General features: G+C 50.2%; 14 protein-coding genes. 8 read left to right on the plus strand and 6 right to left on the minus strand.

From position 1 onward, the window contains the following. Positions 1-4: 4 nt before the first annotated feature. From rpoC to HZC01_02800, 5 genes are all read left to right on the plus strand, one after another. Entirely contained in the window at positions 5-3,871 is a 3,867-nt protein-coding gene (gene rpoC / locus HZC01_02780) for a DNA-directed RNA polymerase subunit beta' (GenBank protein MBI5037601.1), read from the plus strand. 147 nt (positions 3,872-4,018) lie between these two features. After that, positions 4,019-6,376: a DNA translocase FtsK 4TM domain-containing protein gene (locus HZC01_02785; GenBank protein MBI5037602.1), complete on the plus strand. Its 2,358-nt coding sequence runs from the start codon at positions 4,019-4,021 to the stop codon at positions 6,374-6,376. A 2-nt stretch (positions 6,377-6,378) separates the two neighbouring features. Further along, complete coding sequence (locus HZC01_02790) at positions 6,379-7,062, plus strand: helix-turn-helix domain-containing protein (protein ID MBI5037603.1); 684 nt, start codon at positions 6,379-6,381, stop codon at positions 7,060-7,062. Positions 7,063-7,100: 38 nt separating this feature from the next. Beyond that, complete coding sequence (gene recA / locus HZC01_02795; GenBank protein MBI5037604.1) at positions 7,101-8,147, plus strand: recombinase RecA; 1,047 nt, start codon at positions 7,101-7,103, stop codon at positions 8,145-8,147. Between the two features lie 114 nt (positions 8,148-8,261). After that, positions 8,262-8,615, plus strand: a complete 354-nt coding sequence (locus HZC01_02800) for a hypothetical protein (GenBank protein ID MBI5037605.1) — start codon at positions 8,262-8,264, stop codon at positions 8,613-8,615. A gap of 65 nt (positions 8,616-8,680) precedes the next feature. Here the strand turns inward: HZC01_02800 and HZC01_02805 are convergent, their stop codons facing one another. The 5 genes from HZC01_02805 to HZC01_02825 all read right to left on the minus strand — a co-directional run bounded on the left by HZC01_02805 (position 8,681) and on the right by HZC01_02825 (position 13,417). Next, the gene (locus HZC01_02805) at positions 8,681-9,472 is read right to left on the minus strand and encodes a glutamate racemase (GenBank protein MBI5037606.1); all 792 of its coding nucleotides are present in this window, start codon (positions 9,470-9,472) and stop codon (positions 8,681-8,683) included. Further along, positions 9,469-10,131 (minus strand): HAD family phosphatase, encoded by a 663-nt coding sequence (locus HZC01_02810; protein ID MBI5037607.1) that lies wholly within the window; start codon positions 10,129-10,131, stop codon positions 9,469-9,471. The genes HZC01_02805 and HZC01_02810 overlap by 4 nt, the downstream gene beginning before the upstream one ends. After that, on the minus strand, positions 10,128-11,477 hold the full coding sequence (locus tag HZC01_02815) for a phosphomannomutase/phosphoglucomutase (protein MBI5037608.1): 1,350 nt from the start codon (positions 11,475-11,477) through the stop codon (positions 10,128-10,130). Before HZC01_02815 ends, HZC01_02810 begins: the two co-directional genes overlap by 4 nt. A gap of 3 nt (positions 11,478-11,480) precedes the next feature. After that, complete coding sequence (locus HZC01_02820; GenBank protein MBI5037609.1) at positions 11,481-12,632, minus strand: polymer-forming cytoskeletal protein; 1,152 nt, start codon at positions 12,630-12,632, stop codon at positions 11,481-11,483. Between the two features lie 65 nt (positions 12,633-12,697). Then, on the minus strand, positions 12,698-13,417 hold the full coding sequence (locus HZC01_02825) for a class I SAM-dependent methyltransferase (protein ID MBI5037610.1): 720 nt from the start codon (positions 13,415-13,417) through the stop codon (positions 12,698-12,700). A 4-nt stretch (positions 13,418-13,421) separates the two neighbouring features. On the opposite strand from HZC01_02825, the gene HZC01_02830 reads away from it, so the two are divergent. From HZC01_02830 to HZC01_02840, 3 genes are all read left to right on the plus strand, one after another. Further along, positions 13,422-15,026: a tRNA uridine(34) 5-carboxymethylaminomethyl modification radical SAM/GNAT enzyme Elp3 gene (locus HZC01_02830; protein MBI5037611.1), complete on the plus strand. Its 1,605-nt coding sequence runs from the start codon at positions 13,422-13,424 to the stop codon at positions 15,024-15,026. 568 nt (positions 15,027-15,594) lie between these two features. Next, entirely contained in the window at positions 15,595-16,839 is a 1,245-nt protein-coding gene (locus tag HZC01_02835) for a hypothetical protein (GenBank protein ID MBI5037612.1), read from the plus strand. Positions 16,840-17,023: 184 nt separating this feature from the next. Continuing rightward, a complete protein-coding gene (locus tag HZC01_02840; protein ID MBI5037613.1) occupies positions 17,024-18,793 on the plus strand; it encodes an Ig-like domain-containing protein in 1,770 nt (589 codons plus the stop codon). Positions 18,794-19,230: 437 nt separating this feature from the next. Here HZC01_02840 and HZC01_02845 read toward each other — a convergent pair whose 3' ends face one another. Next, on the minus strand, positions 19,231-20,616 hold the full coding sequence (locus tag HZC01_02845; protein MBI5037614.1) for a hypothetical protein: 1,386 nt from the start codon (positions 20,614-20,616) through the stop codon (positions 19,231-19,233). Positions 20,617-20,661 lie beyond the last annotated feature (45 nt).

Here is a 20,661-nt window from a genome sequence, read left to right on the forward strand (position 1 = left end):
TATGATTGGAGAAGTAAGCTCAACCACCGTAGATTTTAATGCAATTCGTCTAAAACTGGCGAGCCCTGATGGTATTTTGGGCTGGTCGCATGGCGAGGTTACCAAGCCGGAGACGATTAATTATCGAACTCAAAAACCGGAAAAAGACGGGTTGTTCTGTGAAAAGATTTTTGGTCCGACCAAAGATTGGGAGTGTTATTGTGGTAAATATAAGAAAGTCCGCTATAAAGGCATTGTCTGCGACAAATGCGGCGTTGAAGTGACGCGCAGTATTGTTCGTCGCGAACGGATGGGCCACATCCAATTGGCCGCTCCAGTCTCACATATTTGGTTCCTTCGTGGCGTTCCCTCGAAGATCGGCTTGATGCTTGATTTATCAGTCCAAGATTTGGAGAAAGTAATCTATTTTGCAAATTTCATTATTACCAGTGTTGATCCGGAATTGCGCGACCAAACGGTTGCTCAGATTGATGTCGAATTCGAGGCGAAAAAGAAATCGATTGAAGCAGATACCAGTCGGATTGCTAATGACATCAAACAGCGCTTAACCGCCGCCGGCACTGATGCCGCGAAAGACATTATCAAAGAATTGAATGACGAATTGCAGGCAAATCAGCAGCGCAAAGAAAAGAAGATGGAGGATTTGGATGAAGCGGTTGAATTAGCCAAGCGAGAATTGAAGAGCCTGAAGCCATTGCAGATTATTTCCGAACAGCAGTACCGTGATTTATCGTTGAAATACGGTCATGTCTTCGAAGCAGAAATCGGCGCTGAAGCAATTCGCAATTTATTGTTGAAGATTGATTTGGACGTTGAGATTGCTAAGCTCGAGAAAGAAATTATCGATTTACCAGAAGCAAAACTTCGCCGTGCTGTGCGACGGCTGAAGCTCTTCAAGAGTTTCAAAATTAATAAATTCCGTCCGGAGTGGATGATTATGACCGTTGTTCCGGTGATTCCGCCAGACTTGCGGCCTATGGTGCAGCTCGACGGTGGTCGGTTCGCCGCTTCTGACCTGAATGATTTATACCGACGTGTTATTAATCGCAATAATCGTTTAAAACGGTTGATCGCCTTGAACTCTCCGGAAGTTATTCGTCGCAATGAGAAACGCATGCTCCAAGAGGCGATTGACGCATTGATTGACAATAATGCTCGCCACGGAAAAACCGTGACTGCCTCGACGGGCCAGAAGCGTCAGCTGAAATCAATCGCCGACATCTTGAAAGGCAAGCAAGGTCGCTTCCGTCAGAATTTGCTGGGTAAACGCGTCGATTATTCAGGTCGTTCCGTTATCGTGGTTGGCCCGCATTTGCGCATGGATCAGTGTGGTTTGCCGAAACGCATGGCCTTGGAGCTTTTCAAACCCTTTATCATTAGTCAATTGATCAAGCGGGAATTTGTGCATAATGTGCGCAGCGCCAGCCGATTTATTGAATCCGGTCGCGCTGAAGTTTGGGATATTTTGGAAGAAGTTTCCAAAGACGCGCACGTTTTACTTAATCGCGCACCGACTCTTCACCGTCTCGGTATCCAGGCATTTCGTCCTGTCTTAATCGAAGGTAAGGCTATCCAAGTGCACCCGCTCGTTTGTCCGGCTTTCAATGCTGACTTTGATGGTGACCAGATGGCTGTCCACGTGCCCTTAACTGAGAACGCGAAACGGGAAGCAGCTGAGCTGATTGCTTCTATCAACAATTTGCTCAAACCTTCTACGGGGCAACCAATTGTCAGTCCGACCCAAGACCTTGTTTTGGGCATGTATTACATTACCGTATTGCGGGAACATCCAGATTCAGAATTGCGGTTATTCGCTTCGACTGATGAAGCATTGATGTGTGAAGGATTGGGATTGATGCATATTCAGGATGCCGCGAAGGTGCAGATTAACGGGAAAATTGTGGTGACCAGCCCTGGCCGCATTATTTTCAATCGTCTGCTGCCCGATGACTACGGTTTCGTCAATGAGACGATGGATAAGAAGAATTTGTCGAAATTGATAAGCACCATATTGCATACGTATGGCAATACCACTACTACCGATATTCTTGATAAATTGAAATCGACTTCATTTACCTATTTGACCCGCTCGGGAATCAGCTGGGGTATGGATGATCTGGTGACTCCGCCTGAAAAGCGCCCGATTTTGAACGAAGCGGAAAAGCAAGTGGAAGAGATCGAACAGCACTTCGAGCAAGGGTTATTGACTGATGACGAGCGTCACATGAAAGTGATTGAGATCTGGGCGATGGCTAAGGACCGCATCCAGGAAGTCAGTCGTCGCGCGCTTGATCAAAAAGGTCCTATCTTTAGCATGATTGAGTCCGGCGCCCGTGGTTCCTGGGCCCAGACTACCCAGATGATGGGCATGAAGGGCTTGGTGACCAATCCGGCTGGTGACACGATTGAATTGCCGGTCAAGGGAAGTTTCAAAGAAGGATTTGATGTATTGGAATACTTTATTTCTACGCATGGTGCTCGTAAAGGTTTGTCTGATACAGCTCTGCGTACCGCCAATGCCGGGTATTTGACTCGTCGTCTCGTGGATGTCAGCCAAGACGTGATTGTCAGCGAAGAGGATTGCGGCGACACCGATGGCTTTGTTTTGCTTGATGATAGCTCGGAATTTGGTGAAACCATGGCCAAACGCCTACTCGGCCGGGTCGTGCTTGAGGATATCAAAGATGCAAAAGGAAAAGTGATTGTAAAAAAGAATGAGCTCGTGACCGAGGCGCACATGCCGAAAATCGAGAAAGTAAAATTTGATAAAGTGCGAATTCGCTCAGTGCTCGCCTGCAAATCAAGCTGGGGCATTTGTCAGCATTGCTACGGCTACGACCTTGGGTTTAACAAAATGGTTGAGCTGGGTGTGGCCGCGGGTATTATCGCCGCTCAGTCAATTGGTGAACCAGGCACGCAGTTGACGATGCGTACGTTCCATACTGGTGGTGTGGCTGGTCGTGATATCACCCAAGGGTTGCCTCGGGTTGAGGAATTATTTGAAGCGCGCCCGATCCGTCGTCCCGCGTTAATCGCCAATGTGTCGGGCAAGGTTAGCATTAAAGATGGTGAGGATAAACGCACTAAAGTGATTACGATTCGCTATGATGCAGTTGAGGATCATCAATATCCTTGGAAAGACAAGAAAAAAGTAACACTGAAGGTGAAAGCCGGTCAGGTGGTGAAGGATGACGCAGTACTCTTTGTCGACGGATCAAATGAAGTGAAGGCAAAATTTGGCGGCACCGTGAAATTGTCTGATCAAGGTGTCAGCATTGTGGCGGAGCATGAGAAAGAGCGCGAATTTATCGCTACCCCAGGGCAAATCGTCTGGGTGAAGGAAGGTGATCTCGTGAATGTCGGCGATCAATTGACTGACGGAAGCGTTGATTTACATCAGTTATTCTATCTCAAAGGCCAGGAAGCAGTGCAACGCTATGTTATCCGTGAAATTCAGTATATCTACTCATCTCAGGGCCAAAAATTGAATGAGAAACACATTGAAATTGTAGTCCGCCAGATGTTCTCACGTGTCTATGTGAAAACCCCAGGTGATACTAACCTTTTGTCAGGTGAGATAATTGAACGGACTCGGTACGTCGATGCCAATGCTGAAGTGAAAGCGAAAAAGGGCGAACTGGCCGATGTTGAACAGCTGTTGTTGGGCATTACGAAGGCCTCGCTCTCCATTGATAGCTTCCTATCGGCGGCGTCATTCCAGGAAACGGCTCGTGTCTTGATAGATGCGGCTGTCTCCGGTAAGGTTGACACCTTACGTGGTTTGAAGGAAAACGTCATTATCGGTAAGCTCATCCCGGCTGGCAGCGGTTTTGCCACTCGAAAGAATATCCCACCCGCAAAAGACGCCTAGGCGCTCGTATTCATTTTGAATTCAAACCGTCCTGCTTCACTCGTCGAGAGTCGCTGCGGGACGGTTTTTGGATTGAAAAAAGGCCTGAATAATGGTATACTCAAGCAACGCCAGTAGAAGAAGAGTGAGGCGTTTTCATTATTTCGCATGGTACAAAAATCAAAGCTTGAAAAATACAAAAAAGAGGCTCGACGCGAGCAGCGCGCGGATGGGGAACCCCGGCTACCGGTGGCGTCCCGCCTGAAGCCAGAAACCAAGCACGGCATTTATGTGGTACTGCTTTTTACGTTAGCCATCGTTACTACCTTTAGCTTGTTTGGTTGGGCTGGGCAATTCGGTGAAGCGGTTCGCACTGTTCTATTATACGTCTTTGGTTGGGGGAAAATTGCAGTTCCACTGATACTCTTTATTATTGGCTATTTACTGGTTCGTCCGCAGCAGTATTCATTTCGCCTGGCCAATGGCATAGGCCTCGGGTTGTTATTTTTGAGCGGCACGGGCTTTCTTCATTTGGTGGGATTGCCGCTGGCTGAGGCGACCTCGGCTATCAGCTCAGGACGCGGCGGCGGGTACGTCGGACTGCTGCTTTCCTATCCATTGGAAAGCGTGATGGGTCCCTGGGCAACGGGCGTCATATTGTTGGCCGTGTTTTTAATTTCCCTCATGGTCATGTTTGATGTGTCGCTTAAGCGTATGTATGAGCAAGGGAATTTTATGGCACGGATCGGCGAACGGTTTCGGGAATTTTTCTATAAATTGCGGTTGAATATGAATCGTTCCGACGATGTTGACGATGCAGATGGCGCCGCAATTGATGATACTGTTGAGGATATGGCATCCGATGAAACGGCTGCCCCGCCGAGTTTTCAGGTGTCCTCGGTAGCTGATACTACCGGCGAATCGACACCGGCGACCACTGCGTCGGCCGCTGAATCGCAGGAGCAGATTGCCATGTTTGCCGAAGAGAAAAAACGTAAGCGGAAGATTGACATACCCATTGATTTACTCGAATCCAGCGCGGAAAAACCAACCAGCGGGGACATCGAAAAGAATAAGGAAACAATTTACAATACCTTTAAGAATTTTGGCATCAATGTGGAAATGGGCGAGACCAAGGTAGGTCCGACTGTCACGCAGTTCACCCTTAAGCCAGATGAAGGCGTTAAGCTTGCCCAGATCACGACCCTGGGCAACGATTTAGCTTTAGCCTTGGCCGCACATCCGATTCGTATCGAGGCGCCGATCCCTGGCAAATCGTTGGTGGGCATTGAAGTGCCCAACAAAGCCGTGGCTGTGGTGAAGCTCAAGGAGATATTGATGAGCAAGGAATTCAAGAAACGCAAATCAAATTTAGCTATTGGTATCGGCAAAGACGTATCTGGTTCGATTTGGATCGAGGATATTGGCCCGATGCCGCACTTATTGATTGCCGGATCGACGGGCTCGGGTAAGTCCGTAATGCTCAACGCCATTATTTTGAGCTTGCTGTATCAAAATTCTCCCGATGATTTAAAACTTATTTTAGTTGATCCGAAACGCGTGGAACTATCTATTTATAACGGCATTCCGCACTTGATAACGCCGGTGGTTAATGAGGTGGACAAGACAATCAATGCCTTGCGCTGGGTGGTCGGAGAGATGGATCGCCGCTATCAACTATTATCAAAAACAGGACATCGCAATATTGGCGCGTATAATCGGGATAATGGCAATATGATGCCGTATCTGGTGGTGGCCATTGATGAATTAGCTGACCTGATGTCCGTGGCAGCCAATGAAGTGGAAGCGGCCATCGTTCGTCTGGCGCAAATGGCGCGGGCAGTTGGCATTCATTTGATTCTGGCTACCCAGCGTCCGTCGGTGGATATCATTACTGGTTTGATCAAAGCGAATATTACCACCCGAATTGCTTTTGCGGTTGCCTCTCAAATTGACTCACGGACCATTTTAGATACCGGTGGAGCGGAAAAATTACTCGGGCGCGGGGATATGCTCTACACCTCATCGCAATTATCGAAGCCACGGAGGTTGCAGGGCGCTTTTATTTCCGATGATGAGATAAATCGAGTCGTGGCATATCTGAAGAGCAAGGGCCAGCCGGAGTACCAGGAAGAAGTGGTGAAGAAGGTGGTCGATCGCACCTTGATCGGTTCGTTCGACGATATGGGCGATGACGAGCTGGTCGGGCAGGCGAAAGACATTGTAGTCAAAGCTGGAAAAGCCTCAGCTTCATTCCTACAGCGTCGTTTGCGTATTGGGTATGCACGCGCTGCACGACTCCTTGATATTCTCGAGGAGCAAGGCGTGATTGGGCCTGGTGATGGGGCGAAGCCTCGCGAAATTTTAGTTTCGCGAAGCGGTATGACTGATTCTTTTGGCGACGATGAATTCCCCGCTGGCGAAGAAACTGATGCGGATGAGGAGACGGAAACGGATGAAACGGAGGAGGCTGCCGCGGATGAGGAGACGGATGAAACCGACCAGACCGATGATGAGAGGGCCTAGCTATGGCAGTATTCCAACGCCGAACCATCGAACGATTTAAAACACTCGGCGAGCGCTTGCGCAAAGTCCGAGAAGAGTCGGGCTACTCGCTCGAGGAAGTCGAGCGAGCGATCCAAATTCGTCGAGTTTATCTCGAAGCGCTGGAAACCGGGCAGTATACACAACTGCCAGGGTCTTTGTATATTGAGCAGTACCTGAAACGATATGCGGAATTTTTGAAAGTGGATAGTGCCTATGTCCTGGATCTGTATCGTGAACGGGAGAAGCGGGTCGTAGCGCCGATGGAACGGCATCGTTTTGAACCGCAACAGGCATCCATGCCAAAAGAATTTGTCACGCCGCGTATTATCCGACGACTATTAATTATTGTGGTAGTGGTCATTGCCTTTGCGTATCTCATATATACCGTGGTTACTGTTTTTTCTCCTCCACCACTCACTATTACCAGTCCCGACACTAATGTCGTAGTTACCGCGCCGACGATTACGGTTTCGGGCGTGACCGAACCAGAGACCACGGTGACGATTAATGGACGTGAAGTTTTTCTCGATACCGGTGGTGTGTTCGAAGAAACCATTACGCTGACCGAAGGGATTAACCAGATAAAAATAACCTCAGCAAAAAAACGCAGCAAACCAACTCAGGTCATTCGCATTATTAAGCTTGAAGCGGCGTCCCAAGAATAGTATACTGGAGAATACCTCTAATCATTCATAATAACGGTATGCCAAAATCAACCGACAAGAAAGCGACCTCCCCCCGGGCTCAAGCCGCACTTGAGGCAATTAATCAGATTAAAGAGCGCTTTGGTGAAGGGTCAATCATGAAGCTGGGAGAAGCGCAGCGGGTGGATGTGGACGTGGTCCCCACGGGATGCGTCTCACTTGATCTCGCCTTAGGTGTCGGCGGTGTACCGCGTGGCCGCATCATCGAAATCTATGGGCCAGAAGCATCAGGTAAAACAACTCTTGCCCAGCACATCGTGGCGTCTGTCCAACGCATGGGTGGCACTGCTGCATTCGTTGATGCTGAGCACGCCCTTGATCCTCAGTATGCCCGCAAGATAGGGGTGAACGTGGATGAACTTTTTATTTCTCAGCCAGACACCGGTGAGCAAGCATTGGAAATTACCGAGACACTGGTTCGGTCAAACGGCGTGGACGTGGTGGTAGTTGATTCGGTGGCGGCACTCGTGCCCAAGGCTGAAATCGAAGGTGAAATGGGTGACTCGCACATGGGTCTCCAGGCGCGACTCATGAGTCAGGCATTGCGTAAATTAGCCGGCATTGTCAGCAAGACCAAAACTGTGGTTATTTTCATCAACCAGACTCGCATGAAGATTGGCGTTTTTTTCGGCAATCCTGAGACGACCACTGGCGGTATGGCACTGAAGTTCTACGCTTCTGTCCGCGTCGAAGTTCGCCGTTCCGCTCAGATCAAGAAAGGTGAGGAATCTATCGGCAATCGGGTGAAGGTTAAAATCGTAAAGAATAAAGTAGCCCCGCCATTCCGCACCACTGAATTTGACATCATGTACAATGAAGGCATCTCCATTGCCGGCGATTTATTGGACACTGGCATCAAATATAACGTATTACAGAAGTCGGGCAACTCAGTCAGCTTTGGCGACGTGAAATTAGGCGTTGGCCGTGAAGCTGCTCGTCTCTTCCTCCGTCAGGATGCGAAACTGATGCAGGCGATTCGAGAGAAAATCATTGAGGCAGCCGCTGCCGCCGAAGCCGCTCAGGCACTACCGCAAAAAGCAGAATAACCCAATCAAATAGCTAAAACCACAATACCCACTGGACAAGTGGGTATTGTGTATGGCATACTAGCAAAAACTGAAATTCACGAATTGGTTATATACACGTTAAGGAGGCGTGCTATGCTGTATCCGGCTAAAGTTGATTGGCTCTTTTATGAGCAGGTCCTGGTGGTCTTATATCGCCGAGTTCAGGGATTGCGTCGGGTTCCCCGTGCTGAACTATGCCATGAGCTCATGGCCATGGGTGATCAGTACGCCCATGATGGCGATAAGCCTTTTCCGGGTTGTTTGCCCGAGTTCGCCCCGTTTGGTGGCCTCTGGTATCCGCACGAAGAATTCTTGCGGAAATACAACTTGCTCAACCTGGCGACCTGGCGGAATCTCATGCGGAGATTCCGGAACATAGAGGTGAATGACCCTGAGGTCATCGCATTTACCGACGAACTCTGTGTTCGTCTCAACATCGCTGCTTGAGGGAGTTACACCTCCAAACCTAAACATCCCCGCTATTCACTATATGAATGGCGGGTGATTTTTTATTAGTGCATGCGATGAAGTTGCGGTTTGACCGGCTCCCAGAGCCACCGCTGTGCCAGCTCTGCCATGTGCGAAGGAATGTCGCTAAAGTAATATTGGTGATTGGGATTTTTTGGCAATGACTGTTCAAGCTCGGGGTGAGCCGTCAGGTACTGGCGAAGTGCGGCCACGGTCGGAACAGCTGGGTCGATTAGAAAGACACGCTTGCCGATTTTTTGCTGAATGACATTGCGCAGGATGGGGTAATGCGTGCAGCCGAGGATGAGCGTGTCAATCTGATGCCGTTTGAGCGGGGTGAGGTAGCGGCGAGCAGTAATCTTCGTAATCTGGTCATTGATCCAACCTTCTTCTGCTAATGGCACGAAGAGCGGACAAGCTTTGCTGGTAATTGATGCTTGTGGCCGGTGACTGGCGATAGTTTTCTGGTAGATGTCGCTATTGATTGTGGTACGGGTACCGATAACGCCGATATGGCCTGATGTGGAGTGACGAGCGGCAGCCTCAGCCGCCGGGGTAATCACTTCGAAGAACGGGATCTGTGGGTAGGCTGCGCGTAAGCTTTCGGTGGCAACTGCGGAGGCGGTATTGCAGGCGATCACGATAATCTGGGCGCCCTGGGCAATGAGGAACTCGGTATTTTCTTTGGCGTACTGGATGACGGTATCCGTGCTTTTGTTGCCATAGGGCGTGCGGGCGGTATCGCCAAAATACGCCAGCTGGTAATCAGGCAATTGTTTACGTAATTCTTTGACGACCGTCAGGCCGCCGATACCAGAATCAAAGACACCGATCATAAGGATTGAATTACAGGGATAGTAATCTGAGTTAATCGTTGTACCATGCGGTCGGCTTTTTGTAAATCCCGGGCGGAATTATACCGTTGCTTGAGCCCGATGCAGCGCATCCGCGCGCGATGGGCGGCTACGACTCCGCTCAACGTGTCCTCGATCACCAAACATCGTTCCGGCGGGGTATGTAATTTCCTGGCAGTGGTGAGGAAAATTTCCGGGCTTGGTTTGCTGTGTCTAAAATCATCACCGGAGACCACCGCTGAGAAATATTTTTTTAATTGATATCGTTTAAGTACATAGGCGATGACTGGGTGGGGTGATGATGAGGCCAGTGCCAGGGGGAAACGACGAGAAACTTTCGCCAGTAGACCACGGATTCCAGGAATGAGTTTCAGCTGCTCATCAAAAATGCTCAAGAGGAATTTAACTCGCTCTCGGTAGAGCAGATGGTAGGGATCGGTGATGCCATAAAACCGTTGCATCATCATGATGGCATGTCGCTGATTTCGCCCGCGATAGTGCGTATTGACGAAACGGCGGTATGAGGCAGAGGTGGGCACTTCCAGTCCGCGTTTTGCTAACTGTCGACGATAGGCCTCAGCCCAGAGATCCTCGGAGTCAATAACGACCCCGTCCATATCAAAGATAATCGCTTCGATCATGCAATAATTGATTTGATGTAGCTAACCACTTCGGTCTTTTTTTCTTCCAGCAGTTCAGGCGTATCAGCTTCAAGCGTGATGCGGAGGAGTGGCTCAGTATTGGAGGGGCGGACATTAAACCACCAGGTGGGGTATTGCACCGTGAGACCATCCAGCTCGTCTTGGGTACCGTCGGCATATTTCTGCTTCACCTCAGTGATTACTTTGAGCGTTTCATCCGTTTCAATGTTGATTTCATCACTTTTTGCGTAGGGGATGAGATCGGCGACTAGGGTAGATAATTTTTTGTTGTGTTGGGAAATGAGCATCCACAAAATGGCAAACGAAATAAAACCGGAGTCAGCATAGAAATTGTCTTTATAGGCGTAGTGAGCAGATAATTCGCCGCTCATGACACCGTCACCCTCTCGCATAGTTTGGGCGACATTGACGAAGCCGACCTTACTGCGCAGCGGTCGCCCGCCCCACTCGGCGATGCGCTCGGGCACTGCCTTGCTGCAAATAACGTTGTAGGCGATGCCAGCACCGGGGTACCGCTCCAGGAAGTATTTTGCCAGGATTAATAGGGTAGCATCGGCTCGAATAAACACTCCTGTCTCGGTGACAAAAAATAGTCGGTCGGTATCACCGTCAAAGATAACGCCGAAGTCTGCCTTGTGCTTGATTACCGCCTGAGTGATTTCTACTTGTGATTCCGGCATAAGCGGATTTGAGGGATGGGCGGGGAAGGTACCATCCAGAGTGAAGTTGAGGGGGATGATAGTGCCGGGTAATTGCTTCGTTAATTCAGGAATAACTTTACCAGCCATGCCATTGCCTGCGTCGACGACAATGGTGAATGGTTTCAGCGCTTTCTGATCGACAAACGAGAGCACGTGCTGAATATATGCATTCATGACATCACGTGATTGTACGGTGCCGGGTTGGTCACTGTCAGTAAATTTTTTGTCTTGAATGAAGTCGTATAATTCTTTGCCTCTGACATACTGCAGTTGGTCACCATGTTTGACTACCATTTTGATGCCATTGTATTCCCTGGGATTATGCGATGCGGTCACCATCATACCGCCATCATAGTCATAGGTGCCGACGGTAAAATATGTCATGTCGATGGATACCATGCCAATATCATCTACGATTACGCCCTGGCTGGTGAGACCTTTGATGAGTGCCGCGGCCAGCTCAGGAGACCCGATGCGCATATCGCGTCCAATCACCACTTTTTTCGCGCTGGTTAATTGGGCATAGGCTTGTCCGATGAGAAAAGCGGTTTCAACCGTTAAATCGGTCGGGTAAATTCCGCGGACGTCGTAGCTTTTGAAAACTTTTTGATGGATTGTCTGCATACATTATTTTTTACTCGACGGCGTTCGTTTGGTCAGGATTACCCAGAGTGTACCGAGAAACCAGATTGAACTAACGAGCGAGACGGTCCAGCCAATCGTCGGAATATTGGCAAGCGCTACAACAATCAGCGTGCCCAGCATCATGCGCCAGATGAATGGAGTCGTTTTGCCATTCCGATTGAGGAGCCAGGTGCCCAGCAGGGTTCCCACAAATATTTTTGACAAATATATTGCCAGCAGATAGCAGCCCAGGCTGATGAGCCCGAGCGGCAAACCAATGAGCGTCATCATGGCAATCACTGAAAGGATTGGCACGGCGATAAACAGTAAAAGCCCCCAGAGCATAATGATGACAGGTTCGACTTGCATCCGTTTCATGGTCGACTCAATGCGTTCACTGGCAATGCTGACCACTATAGTGCCCACTAAGAGCAGGCCAAAGAGGCCAATTAATTCACTGAGGATCCATGCTCGCGTGAAGAAGTCCTTGTCGAATTCAAGGTTGGCATTGAATTGGCGATGCACCGTATTGCCAGTAATCACCGCCGCCGTTGAGACGTTTGCCGCCTGTGTACCGCGATAGGTGAAATCCCCATTGATGACGGCGCTATCACCCAGGGTAATACGTCCCTTTTCTCCCAGCGTAACGTCGACATTACTCCCAATAGTATTGGAAATAGATACAGCCTCGCCTGCTAAGGAGACATTCCCACCGATCGGTCCATTCAGTTGCAGCGTCCGCCCGCCCGCAATAATGCTCCATCCAATCGTGGCTTCATCATCAAGCGTAATGGTTTCACCGGCTACGGTCACATTTTTTCCTACGGGAGCATTGATGCTGATGCGCTGGCCACCGGCGCGGACATTACCCGCTACGGGACCATTGATCTCCAGCGTGCCTGCGCCGCTGATGACATCACCATTGACCGTGCCATTGATGGTGATCGTGCTGCCAAAGGCATAGACATCACCATTGACCGTGCCATTGATGGTGATTTGATCGCCTGCCGCGAACAGGTTATCGTCAATGGTTTCATCCTTGGCAATGGTAATCTGCTCTTCGGTACTGATGGATAATGCCTGGCTAGTCTGAGGGAGTAGCGCGATCCCCATGACTAAAAATCCGAACAGAATGGCGGCGTGGCGTAGTTTCATAGGTAAGTATGTGTGCAATACATTAATATTTCTTGCCGTTACGGTACCACGAAATATGTCTTTTTTCAATGCTTTTGGGCGACGGTAGTCAGATTGAATCCTTTGGTTGCTGGCGCGGCAATTCCATTTGCCGTGTACTGGTGATAGATTAGTGAAAGGTTGTTTTGTTTGAGCAGTTTTCCGAGACTGCCTTTTGAAAATAAATGGAGATATCGTTTTCCCTGCACTACGCCTGATTGGTTTTTCCATGGCTTTTCTACATCTCCCCAATCTAATGAATTCATGCCGAGCATTTTTTTCAATGAATAGCGTACGAGGAGTCCCCACCACTGGGCGTGCCAGAGATTCCATTCGGTGAGGCAGAGGTAACCGCCGGGTTTGAGGACGCGGGCTGCTTCTTGGATGGCAGCGCGGCGGAGCTCCCGTGACGGAATATGATGCAGTGTGGCGACGCAGCAAACCACGTCGAATTGCTGGTCGGGAAATGGCAATTCAGTTGCCTCACTGACCAGGAAGGTAGCCGCTGGGTGTGCTTGTTTGGCAATATCAATGAGCGCCATGCTATTATCTACGCCGGTATAATGGATTTCCTTTTTTTCGAGAAAAGTAGCCAGCCGGCCATTGCCACAGCCTATGTCTAATACGCGATTGCCTGTTTTGACATATGGCTCAAATAGGGTAAACTCCCCCCACGGATGCGACCTCGTGCCAGAAAATTGCTGGGCAATCCGGTTGTATACCTGCTTGTTTTCCTTTACAATCCTTTGTGCACGTGCCTGTTTCATATATATGAGTGTATCACAATCCTACATAACTGACCTGCAGAAAATTCGTCCTACTGACGAGGAGGCTTTGCGCCAGGCAAAACGCGATTTAGCTACCAAACATGGAAGTACTATTGTTTCCAATGCAAAGATTCTAAAAGAGTATCGGACGCATGTGGCGACCGATGATCAAGATCAAACATTATTACGCGTTCTCCGCAAGCGGAATGTACGGACGCTATCGGGTATTGCGCCGGTGACCGTATTGACCAAGCCCTATCCCTGCCCGGGGCGCTGCGCTTACTGTCCGACCGAAGCGCGCATGCCGAAGAGCTACATCGCCTCGGAGCCGGCTGCCCAGCGCGCCCTGCAATTGCATTTTGATCCGTACCAGCAGATGAAGCTTCGCATCGAGGCATTTGAGGCAAACGGCCACAACGCCGATAAAATTGAATTGATCGTGCTTGGTGGCACCTGGTCATACTATGATGAGCAGTACCAGCAGGAGTTTATCAAAGGATTGTTTGATGGCGCCAATGGATTTATTGCTGACTCGTTAGCTATTGCGCAGAAGCATAATGAGACAGCTCAGCACCGTATCATTGGCTTGACCCTCGAGACCCGGCCGGACTATGTCACCAAAGAAGAGTTGTGGCGGATGCGGCAGTTTGGTTGTACCCATGTGCAGATTGGCGTGCAGACGCTTGACCAACAAGTGCTTGACCTCATCAAGCGCGACGACAATGTGCAAAATATTGCGCGGGCTACGGCTATGCTCCGGGATTTTGGTTTCAAAGTGACATATCATTTGATGCCGGGTTTGCCAGGCGCTACGCCCGAAGGCGATTATCAAGTGTTCAAACAAGTATTTACCGACCCGCGGTTCCAGCCGGATATGCTGAAGATTTATCCGTGTGTGGTGGTGAAGAGCGCACAGATTTACCAGTGGTATAAAGATGGAAAATATAAACCATACGAGGGGAAACAGCTGCTTGATTTGCTCGTCCGCATTAAGAAAGATTTAATACCACCCTACGTCCGTATCAATCGTTTGATTCGTGATATCCCCGGCGATGATATCGTGGCAGGTAATTTGGTAACCAACCTGCGTCAGTTGATGCATGATCAAGGAGTGGTCTGTCAATGCATCCGGTGTCGGGAAGTGCGCGATGCGGTGCCGGAGACAGAAGTGCAATTGATGGAGCGTACCTATCGTGCTGGCCAGGGAGCTGAGCATTTCCTTAGCTTTGAAAATAGTGATCAATCCAAACTGTACGCCTTTACCCGCCTGCGGTTGCCGGATCGTGAGCATCGAATTACCGAAAAGCTCGAAGTGGTTCGTTTCTTTGATAAGAAGAAAATCACCATGACCGGCAACGAATTAGCGTTTCCCACTGACACAGCCTTGATTCGTGAATTACATACGTATGGCGAACTGATTCCCGTCGGGTCAGCACGGTCCGCCACCCAGCATATTGGATTTGGCAAACGCTTGATGGCACGCGCCGAGGAGATAGCTCGGCGTGAGGGGTATAAAAAGCTAGCTGTCATTTCGGGCATTGGCGTGCGGGGGTATTATGAAAAATTAGGTTTCACGCTCCAGGATACATACATGGTGAAGGAGCTTTAGAAATTCACGCAAATTACTTGTCATCCTGAACTTGTTTCAGGATCTTTTATTGTTTAGTCACTTTTCTTGACATGAGTATTCGCCACTTTTCTGTCCGTCCAGAAAAGTGGCAGAAAAGAGACGCCGCCATGTCACAGAAATTAACACAAACGGGTTCATCGTCACTTTGCGATGTAACTCGCTTTTCGTCCGCCTTTGGCGGACTCATACGCTCGAACATGACATCGCGATCCGCCATCGGCGGACCGTTCCTCTTCTCGCCGTTTGTGTAACATTTCTGTTCAAATGGCGGTTTTATTAATTTTATATCTCGCTACTCCTTGAGGCCGTTAGGGGGTATCTTTCTTAGGGTCTTGACAAATTGGGGTAGAGGGTGTATAGTAGCTGGTTGTAAATTTTTTGGAGCGGTGTGCTTGCTTGGCTCCTGTCGGATACATTGTGGTATCCATAGAAGCCAGATTGGCACCAATACATTAACAAAACACTGTAGGCTGGGACGGTCAATAAACCGCCGATCTGGTAGTCCACAACAGCAACAGTGAAACACTTTTTTTCAAAGGAGGTTTGCGTGAAACGCAAGCTGTTCATCATCAGTATTGTGTTGATGGTTTTTTCCATCAGCGCAACGACGCAGTCCAGGCCTCGGTGGGACTTGCCGAAGTACAATACTCAGGATCGGGCGTATTTGGATACATACGCACCCCTGAATATGCAGCAGTCAGTTCGGAAGGCCTGGGTAGATATCTGTGGTCGTAATCAGGCCATCTATCCTGATCTCGACAAGGTCAAACCCGGCGACACAATTTTGTTGCCGCTTGGGTACGATATCTTTGTCGCCCAGGCTGGTGGGCGCGATTGCATGTGGAGAGCGGCTGAGTACTATGTGAATAACGTAGTCATGCCGTACTATGGCCGACCGGCTCCTGCACCGGAAACTATCTCCAAACCGGAAACGGTGAGGGTGGAAGCGCCAGCACCTGTCGTTCCGGCAACTCGCACCCGCGAGATGCCGCTTTCGTTTCTGTTGTTAGTTGTGGCATTTATTGTTGCAATCGTCCTACTGTATCAGTATTCGTCGCGACGTGAGCGGGAACGTGAACGGGCGCAAAAGTTCGTTCCTGATCCGCCACATTTCGAAAATGATGGTGATGCGGTAGTGACGCCGGTTGCGCAGTCAGCACTGCAGCGGGCCTATGGTCGCACTATCAAGATCGTCGGGCCGATCGAGCGTGGGTATATCACGGGTGACATGATCATGTTCAACAAAGACGGATCAACGAATACCCAATCATTCAACAATGAGCCTGGGTTCCGCACGCTCATCCAATTCGAGGATGGCAAAATCCGTGAGGTCGTCAGTCGGTGGTCATGTTTTAATCCCGTGTATAGCTACGACGATGCTGATTTTCGCGGCTTCTTCCGACCTGCTGAATCGTCGGTCGCGACGGAAATCCCCGTGGCCTATGATACGGCGATCAACTGTCTCAAGATGAGCATTCAGGGCAATGAGGAACCCCTCTATGCCGACGAAATACCCGGTGAAGTTGAACCTGATAATTCAGACAAGACTGAAACGGTGGCAGCTGCAGCGCCGGTTATGACTTCGGCGCCTGATCCTGAGCACCAGCTGATGAAACTTGGCGGTTGCCAGGTCTCAAAGAGTCGGCTTACGCTCGAATCGTTCGAGGGGACACCGGCGCAGCTCGACAAGGTGCTCAATACCTTGACGCGGCACGCGCAGATCATCGGCGACGGCAAACCCGCCACGCCCGAGACTCCGGCGTCCAAGTCGGATGAGGGCACTGCCTCCTAAGCACCTTTGTGCCACTAATTAAAATTTAGTGGAAGTGGTATTCAAATAACCGCGCCGCCTGTCGAATGATTTTTCATTCCACAGGCGGTTTTTTATTGACGTTCTGGTATCGTCGTGTTAAGGTGGTGCGAAAGAAAAATAAACCAAAAAAGCCCTTATACAACCCTAACACAAGGAGTTTCTCATGCGTTATGTCCAACTCTGGATTGTCCTTATGCTGTGCCTGTTCGTCAGCGCTTGCAGCAAAAAGAGCAGTGGCCCGACTGGTCCCAGTCCTGACACGACACCGCCGAGTGTAGTGTCGACCGTACCCAGCGAAGGAGCAATTGTTCCGAATAATCAGGTACTATCCCTGACCTTCTCTGAGGAATTGTCATCCGCAACGGTGACAAAAGAGAATTTTATTGTCGTGACTGGTACTGATACTATTGCCGGAACGGTGAGCTATGCAAATAAGATTGCCACGTTCATTCCGAGTAGTGCTTTGACGTTCGGCACTTATTATGAGGTATACCTCAAAAATATTACTGACAAAGCCGGCAATGTCATGGCTGAAGCACGTGTTTTGTTTTTTTCTACCGCCGTGCCAACAACACCGCCGAAGTTGCTGTGGTCCATACCTGCTCCCGGCGCCATCAACATAGCACAGTACACCAGTATAGTGCTGAAATTCGATCGCCCGATGGATGTGTGGAGCTCGCATCACCCCGATTACTACACCTTCGACAGTTATCAGGGTGGACATTATATCAAGGATTCAGCCGGATGCCTCGTTGTTTCACTGTATGGCTTACTTGAAAAAGGTAAGTCACATACGCTGACGATTTCTGGGTACGTGGCTGATACGTGGAAGAATGAGTTGGGTACCCCGGTATCCATTCAGTTTACCACGACGCAATCATCGCCGTATTGGGCGACACTGCTCCATGCGAGCGAATATTCTCGCGCCTATGACGTAGTTGCGCTGCATGGATCCTATTATGTTCTGGTCGCTTCGAGCGCTGATATATTCTGCTGTGAGGCAGCTCATATTTATCGGGTATCGCCGAATGGTAATGCTACATTGTTTGCAGAATTCCCCTATCCGATTTTTGATAACACTGCCCTCGTGGCATCTGTCGACGAGTATCTGATATTTCAGGGAAGCAGCGAGCTTGGCACTGCCACTGAGCGTCCGTTCTTGGCGCGATATGATCAATCCGGCGTCATGACCTGGCTGAAATCGTATGCCGGTTTTCCGGAGTATCGGGCTACTTCGACCATGACTTGTTCAGATAATGGGTATGCAATGACGCTCGTCGGTAATGCGGGCACGCAATCCTTTTTGGTGAAGACCAACGGGATTGGTGATATCGCCTGGCAGTATAATCTGACAGCGGGAACTGGCATCCTCAATGCTGCTGGATGTGTCGAATTAAACAATGAGAGTATTCTTGTTGTTGGCATGGGGTCGAGCGGTAAAATCGCTGTTGTGGTTGATTATTATGGCAACTTCGTTTCCAAGAAGACATTCGGGAATACAAGCGATGATGTGCATCGGGTCGCCAAAACGTCAGAGGACGGCGCGGTGATCTGTGGCAACTATTATCGGCCGGATGGGTTTGAGGATTACTACATTGCCAAACTCGATAATACCGGATCGCTACTCTGGGAGCGCCGTTATCAGCAAGTGTTGCATGGTTCGGCGGGGTACTATTTTACCTTGTGCCAGGCGGCCAACGGGGATTATCTCATGACCAGCGATGGTGCATCTGATAATCAGCTCTTGCGCGTGAATGGATCGGGTGGGCATGTCTCATCTCAAACGGTCAGATTCATGTCTGGGGGCTTTAAGTATCTTGAGGATATGATCCCGACGGCCGATGGGTTCGTTCTGGTTGGAAATTCAGCCTTTAGCTCTATTAGTGGGCCGCGCGGGTTCATTACGAAGCTAAATAGTCAGGGAACCCTGTAGATCTATTTTGTTTTTTACCTTTAAGAGCGGCGAAAGTCGCTCTTATTTTTTATAAAGAAAAAGCGCAATCTCGGGATGAGACTGCGCTTGGTTAATGTATAAAAGAGAACAAAGACTAAACGGTGCCGGAGCCGTGGCACGTCGGACATTCGCCCGACCCACCACAATGAGAACAATCAATTTCAGGGGTCAGGGGCTCGACACCCGTACCGCTGCAATTAGAACACTTACCATTGCCAACGTCACAACCAGGCAGATGGTCAGCGCAGTCGGAACAACCCTCTTCGAGGTACTCTCCCATGTATATCACCTCCTTTCAGGGAATTGACAGATTGATAGGGAAATACTAGCGTGAGAGAGCAGCGCTGGCAGCGGAACCTATTGATCGTGGACTGCAATTCATTGATCAGGTTCCGTTGCCGCGCTGCTTTTGTATTTCAACCATGCGGCGGGTGGTTTACCCGAAACACGGGATTGAAATACGCGTTGCGGGCGCCATGCACCACCGGGTGGGTGCGGGCGTGGAATTCCAACCCCCCGAGCTGGTCACCAAAGATGTAAATGCCATATTTGGTAAAAAGTTTTTGCGGCATCGGCTGTCCGCTGGGATCAGCCACCAGCCGCTCCTCGACATTGGTGTAGAAGCGCTGGGCTATCCAGCCATTCTGCACGTCATTCCAGAGCGACTGCTTCCATTTCTGGTCAGACATGGTGTAGCCAAGGATCATCCGACGACCCGAGGAGCTGGTCGGGTCTTTGAGTACCCAGTCGTGTTTGTCCGCGTACTGGAGCGGGACTGATTGATCGGGAAGGACGATCTGGTCGCCCTGGACAAATCCGATTTCCGCGAAGTGAGAATCGAGGAGTTGATAGTCTGCCGTGCCGAGCTCTTGGAGAAAGAGCGTGCGATACGGTTCGATGCGGAAGAGGTACATCCAGACCTTATTGCCGAGGAAACGGCGATGGAGGGGGGAGAGGATGCACCGTTCGTCAGGATAGCCGGGCAGTAGCAGGTGGTAGGCGGGATCGCCTTCCTTGATCCTGCCGCGGATGATGGCCGTAGGCGCGCCAGATTGAATCTCGTCAGGGGCGACGATGGTCGAGGGGATGCCCGCTGCGGTCAGGCAGTCGGCGATGGTTTTGAAATTGCGCCAGTCGCCGTCATCGCTACGGATGACCACCTGCAGGCGGATTGATTCGCCCGGCAGGCGCTGATATGACGACCACTGGTTGATGCAGCGCTGGACAATGTCCGTGAAGCTGCGCCGGGTCGGGAACGAAAGCAGGTATGATGTGTTGTACTGGTTGAGGAAATCGGTGGCTGTGATGAGGTCGCCGACACCAGCGGGGCGGGTGGTATTGATATCCATCACTTTGAATCCATCCGGCGTGCGGATGGCGTCCAGACGGACAAAGGGGTGGATGATCTGGTATCCCGGGTCAATCAGGGCGCATTCCCATTCGTTCTTGGTGCAGAGCGAGTGGATCTGCTCAGTGTGTTCCGGGGCCAGTTCTCCCTGGCGGGCTCGTCGGACAATCGCCATCTGGGCATTGAGCCACCGCGGCCAGGCAGCGGCCAGCCGCTTGAGTTGGTAGTATTCGGTGTGCTCGAGAATGATTGGCGAGAGTACTGGCTGGATTGCCTCTTCGATCATGGGCCCGGTCGGGGTTTCGATCTGGCGCGTGGGAGAGGGATAGGGATGCCCGCCGCCGGTTAAGGCTTCGAACCGGTTTGGTGTGTAACGGTAGCTGACGCCACCATTCAAGAGTTCTGCCATGAGTTCATCCATCTGGACGCTCAAGCAGGTGTCGATGCGTTGCATAATGCAACCTCCTTATGGGTTGTGGGTTGGAAGAAATATTAAGTT

This window comes from Candidatus Kerfeldbacteria bacterium, assembly GCA_016214565.1.
GTDB lineage: Bacteria > Patescibacteriota > Patescibacteriia > UBA10025 > JAHIVO01 > JAXDBW01.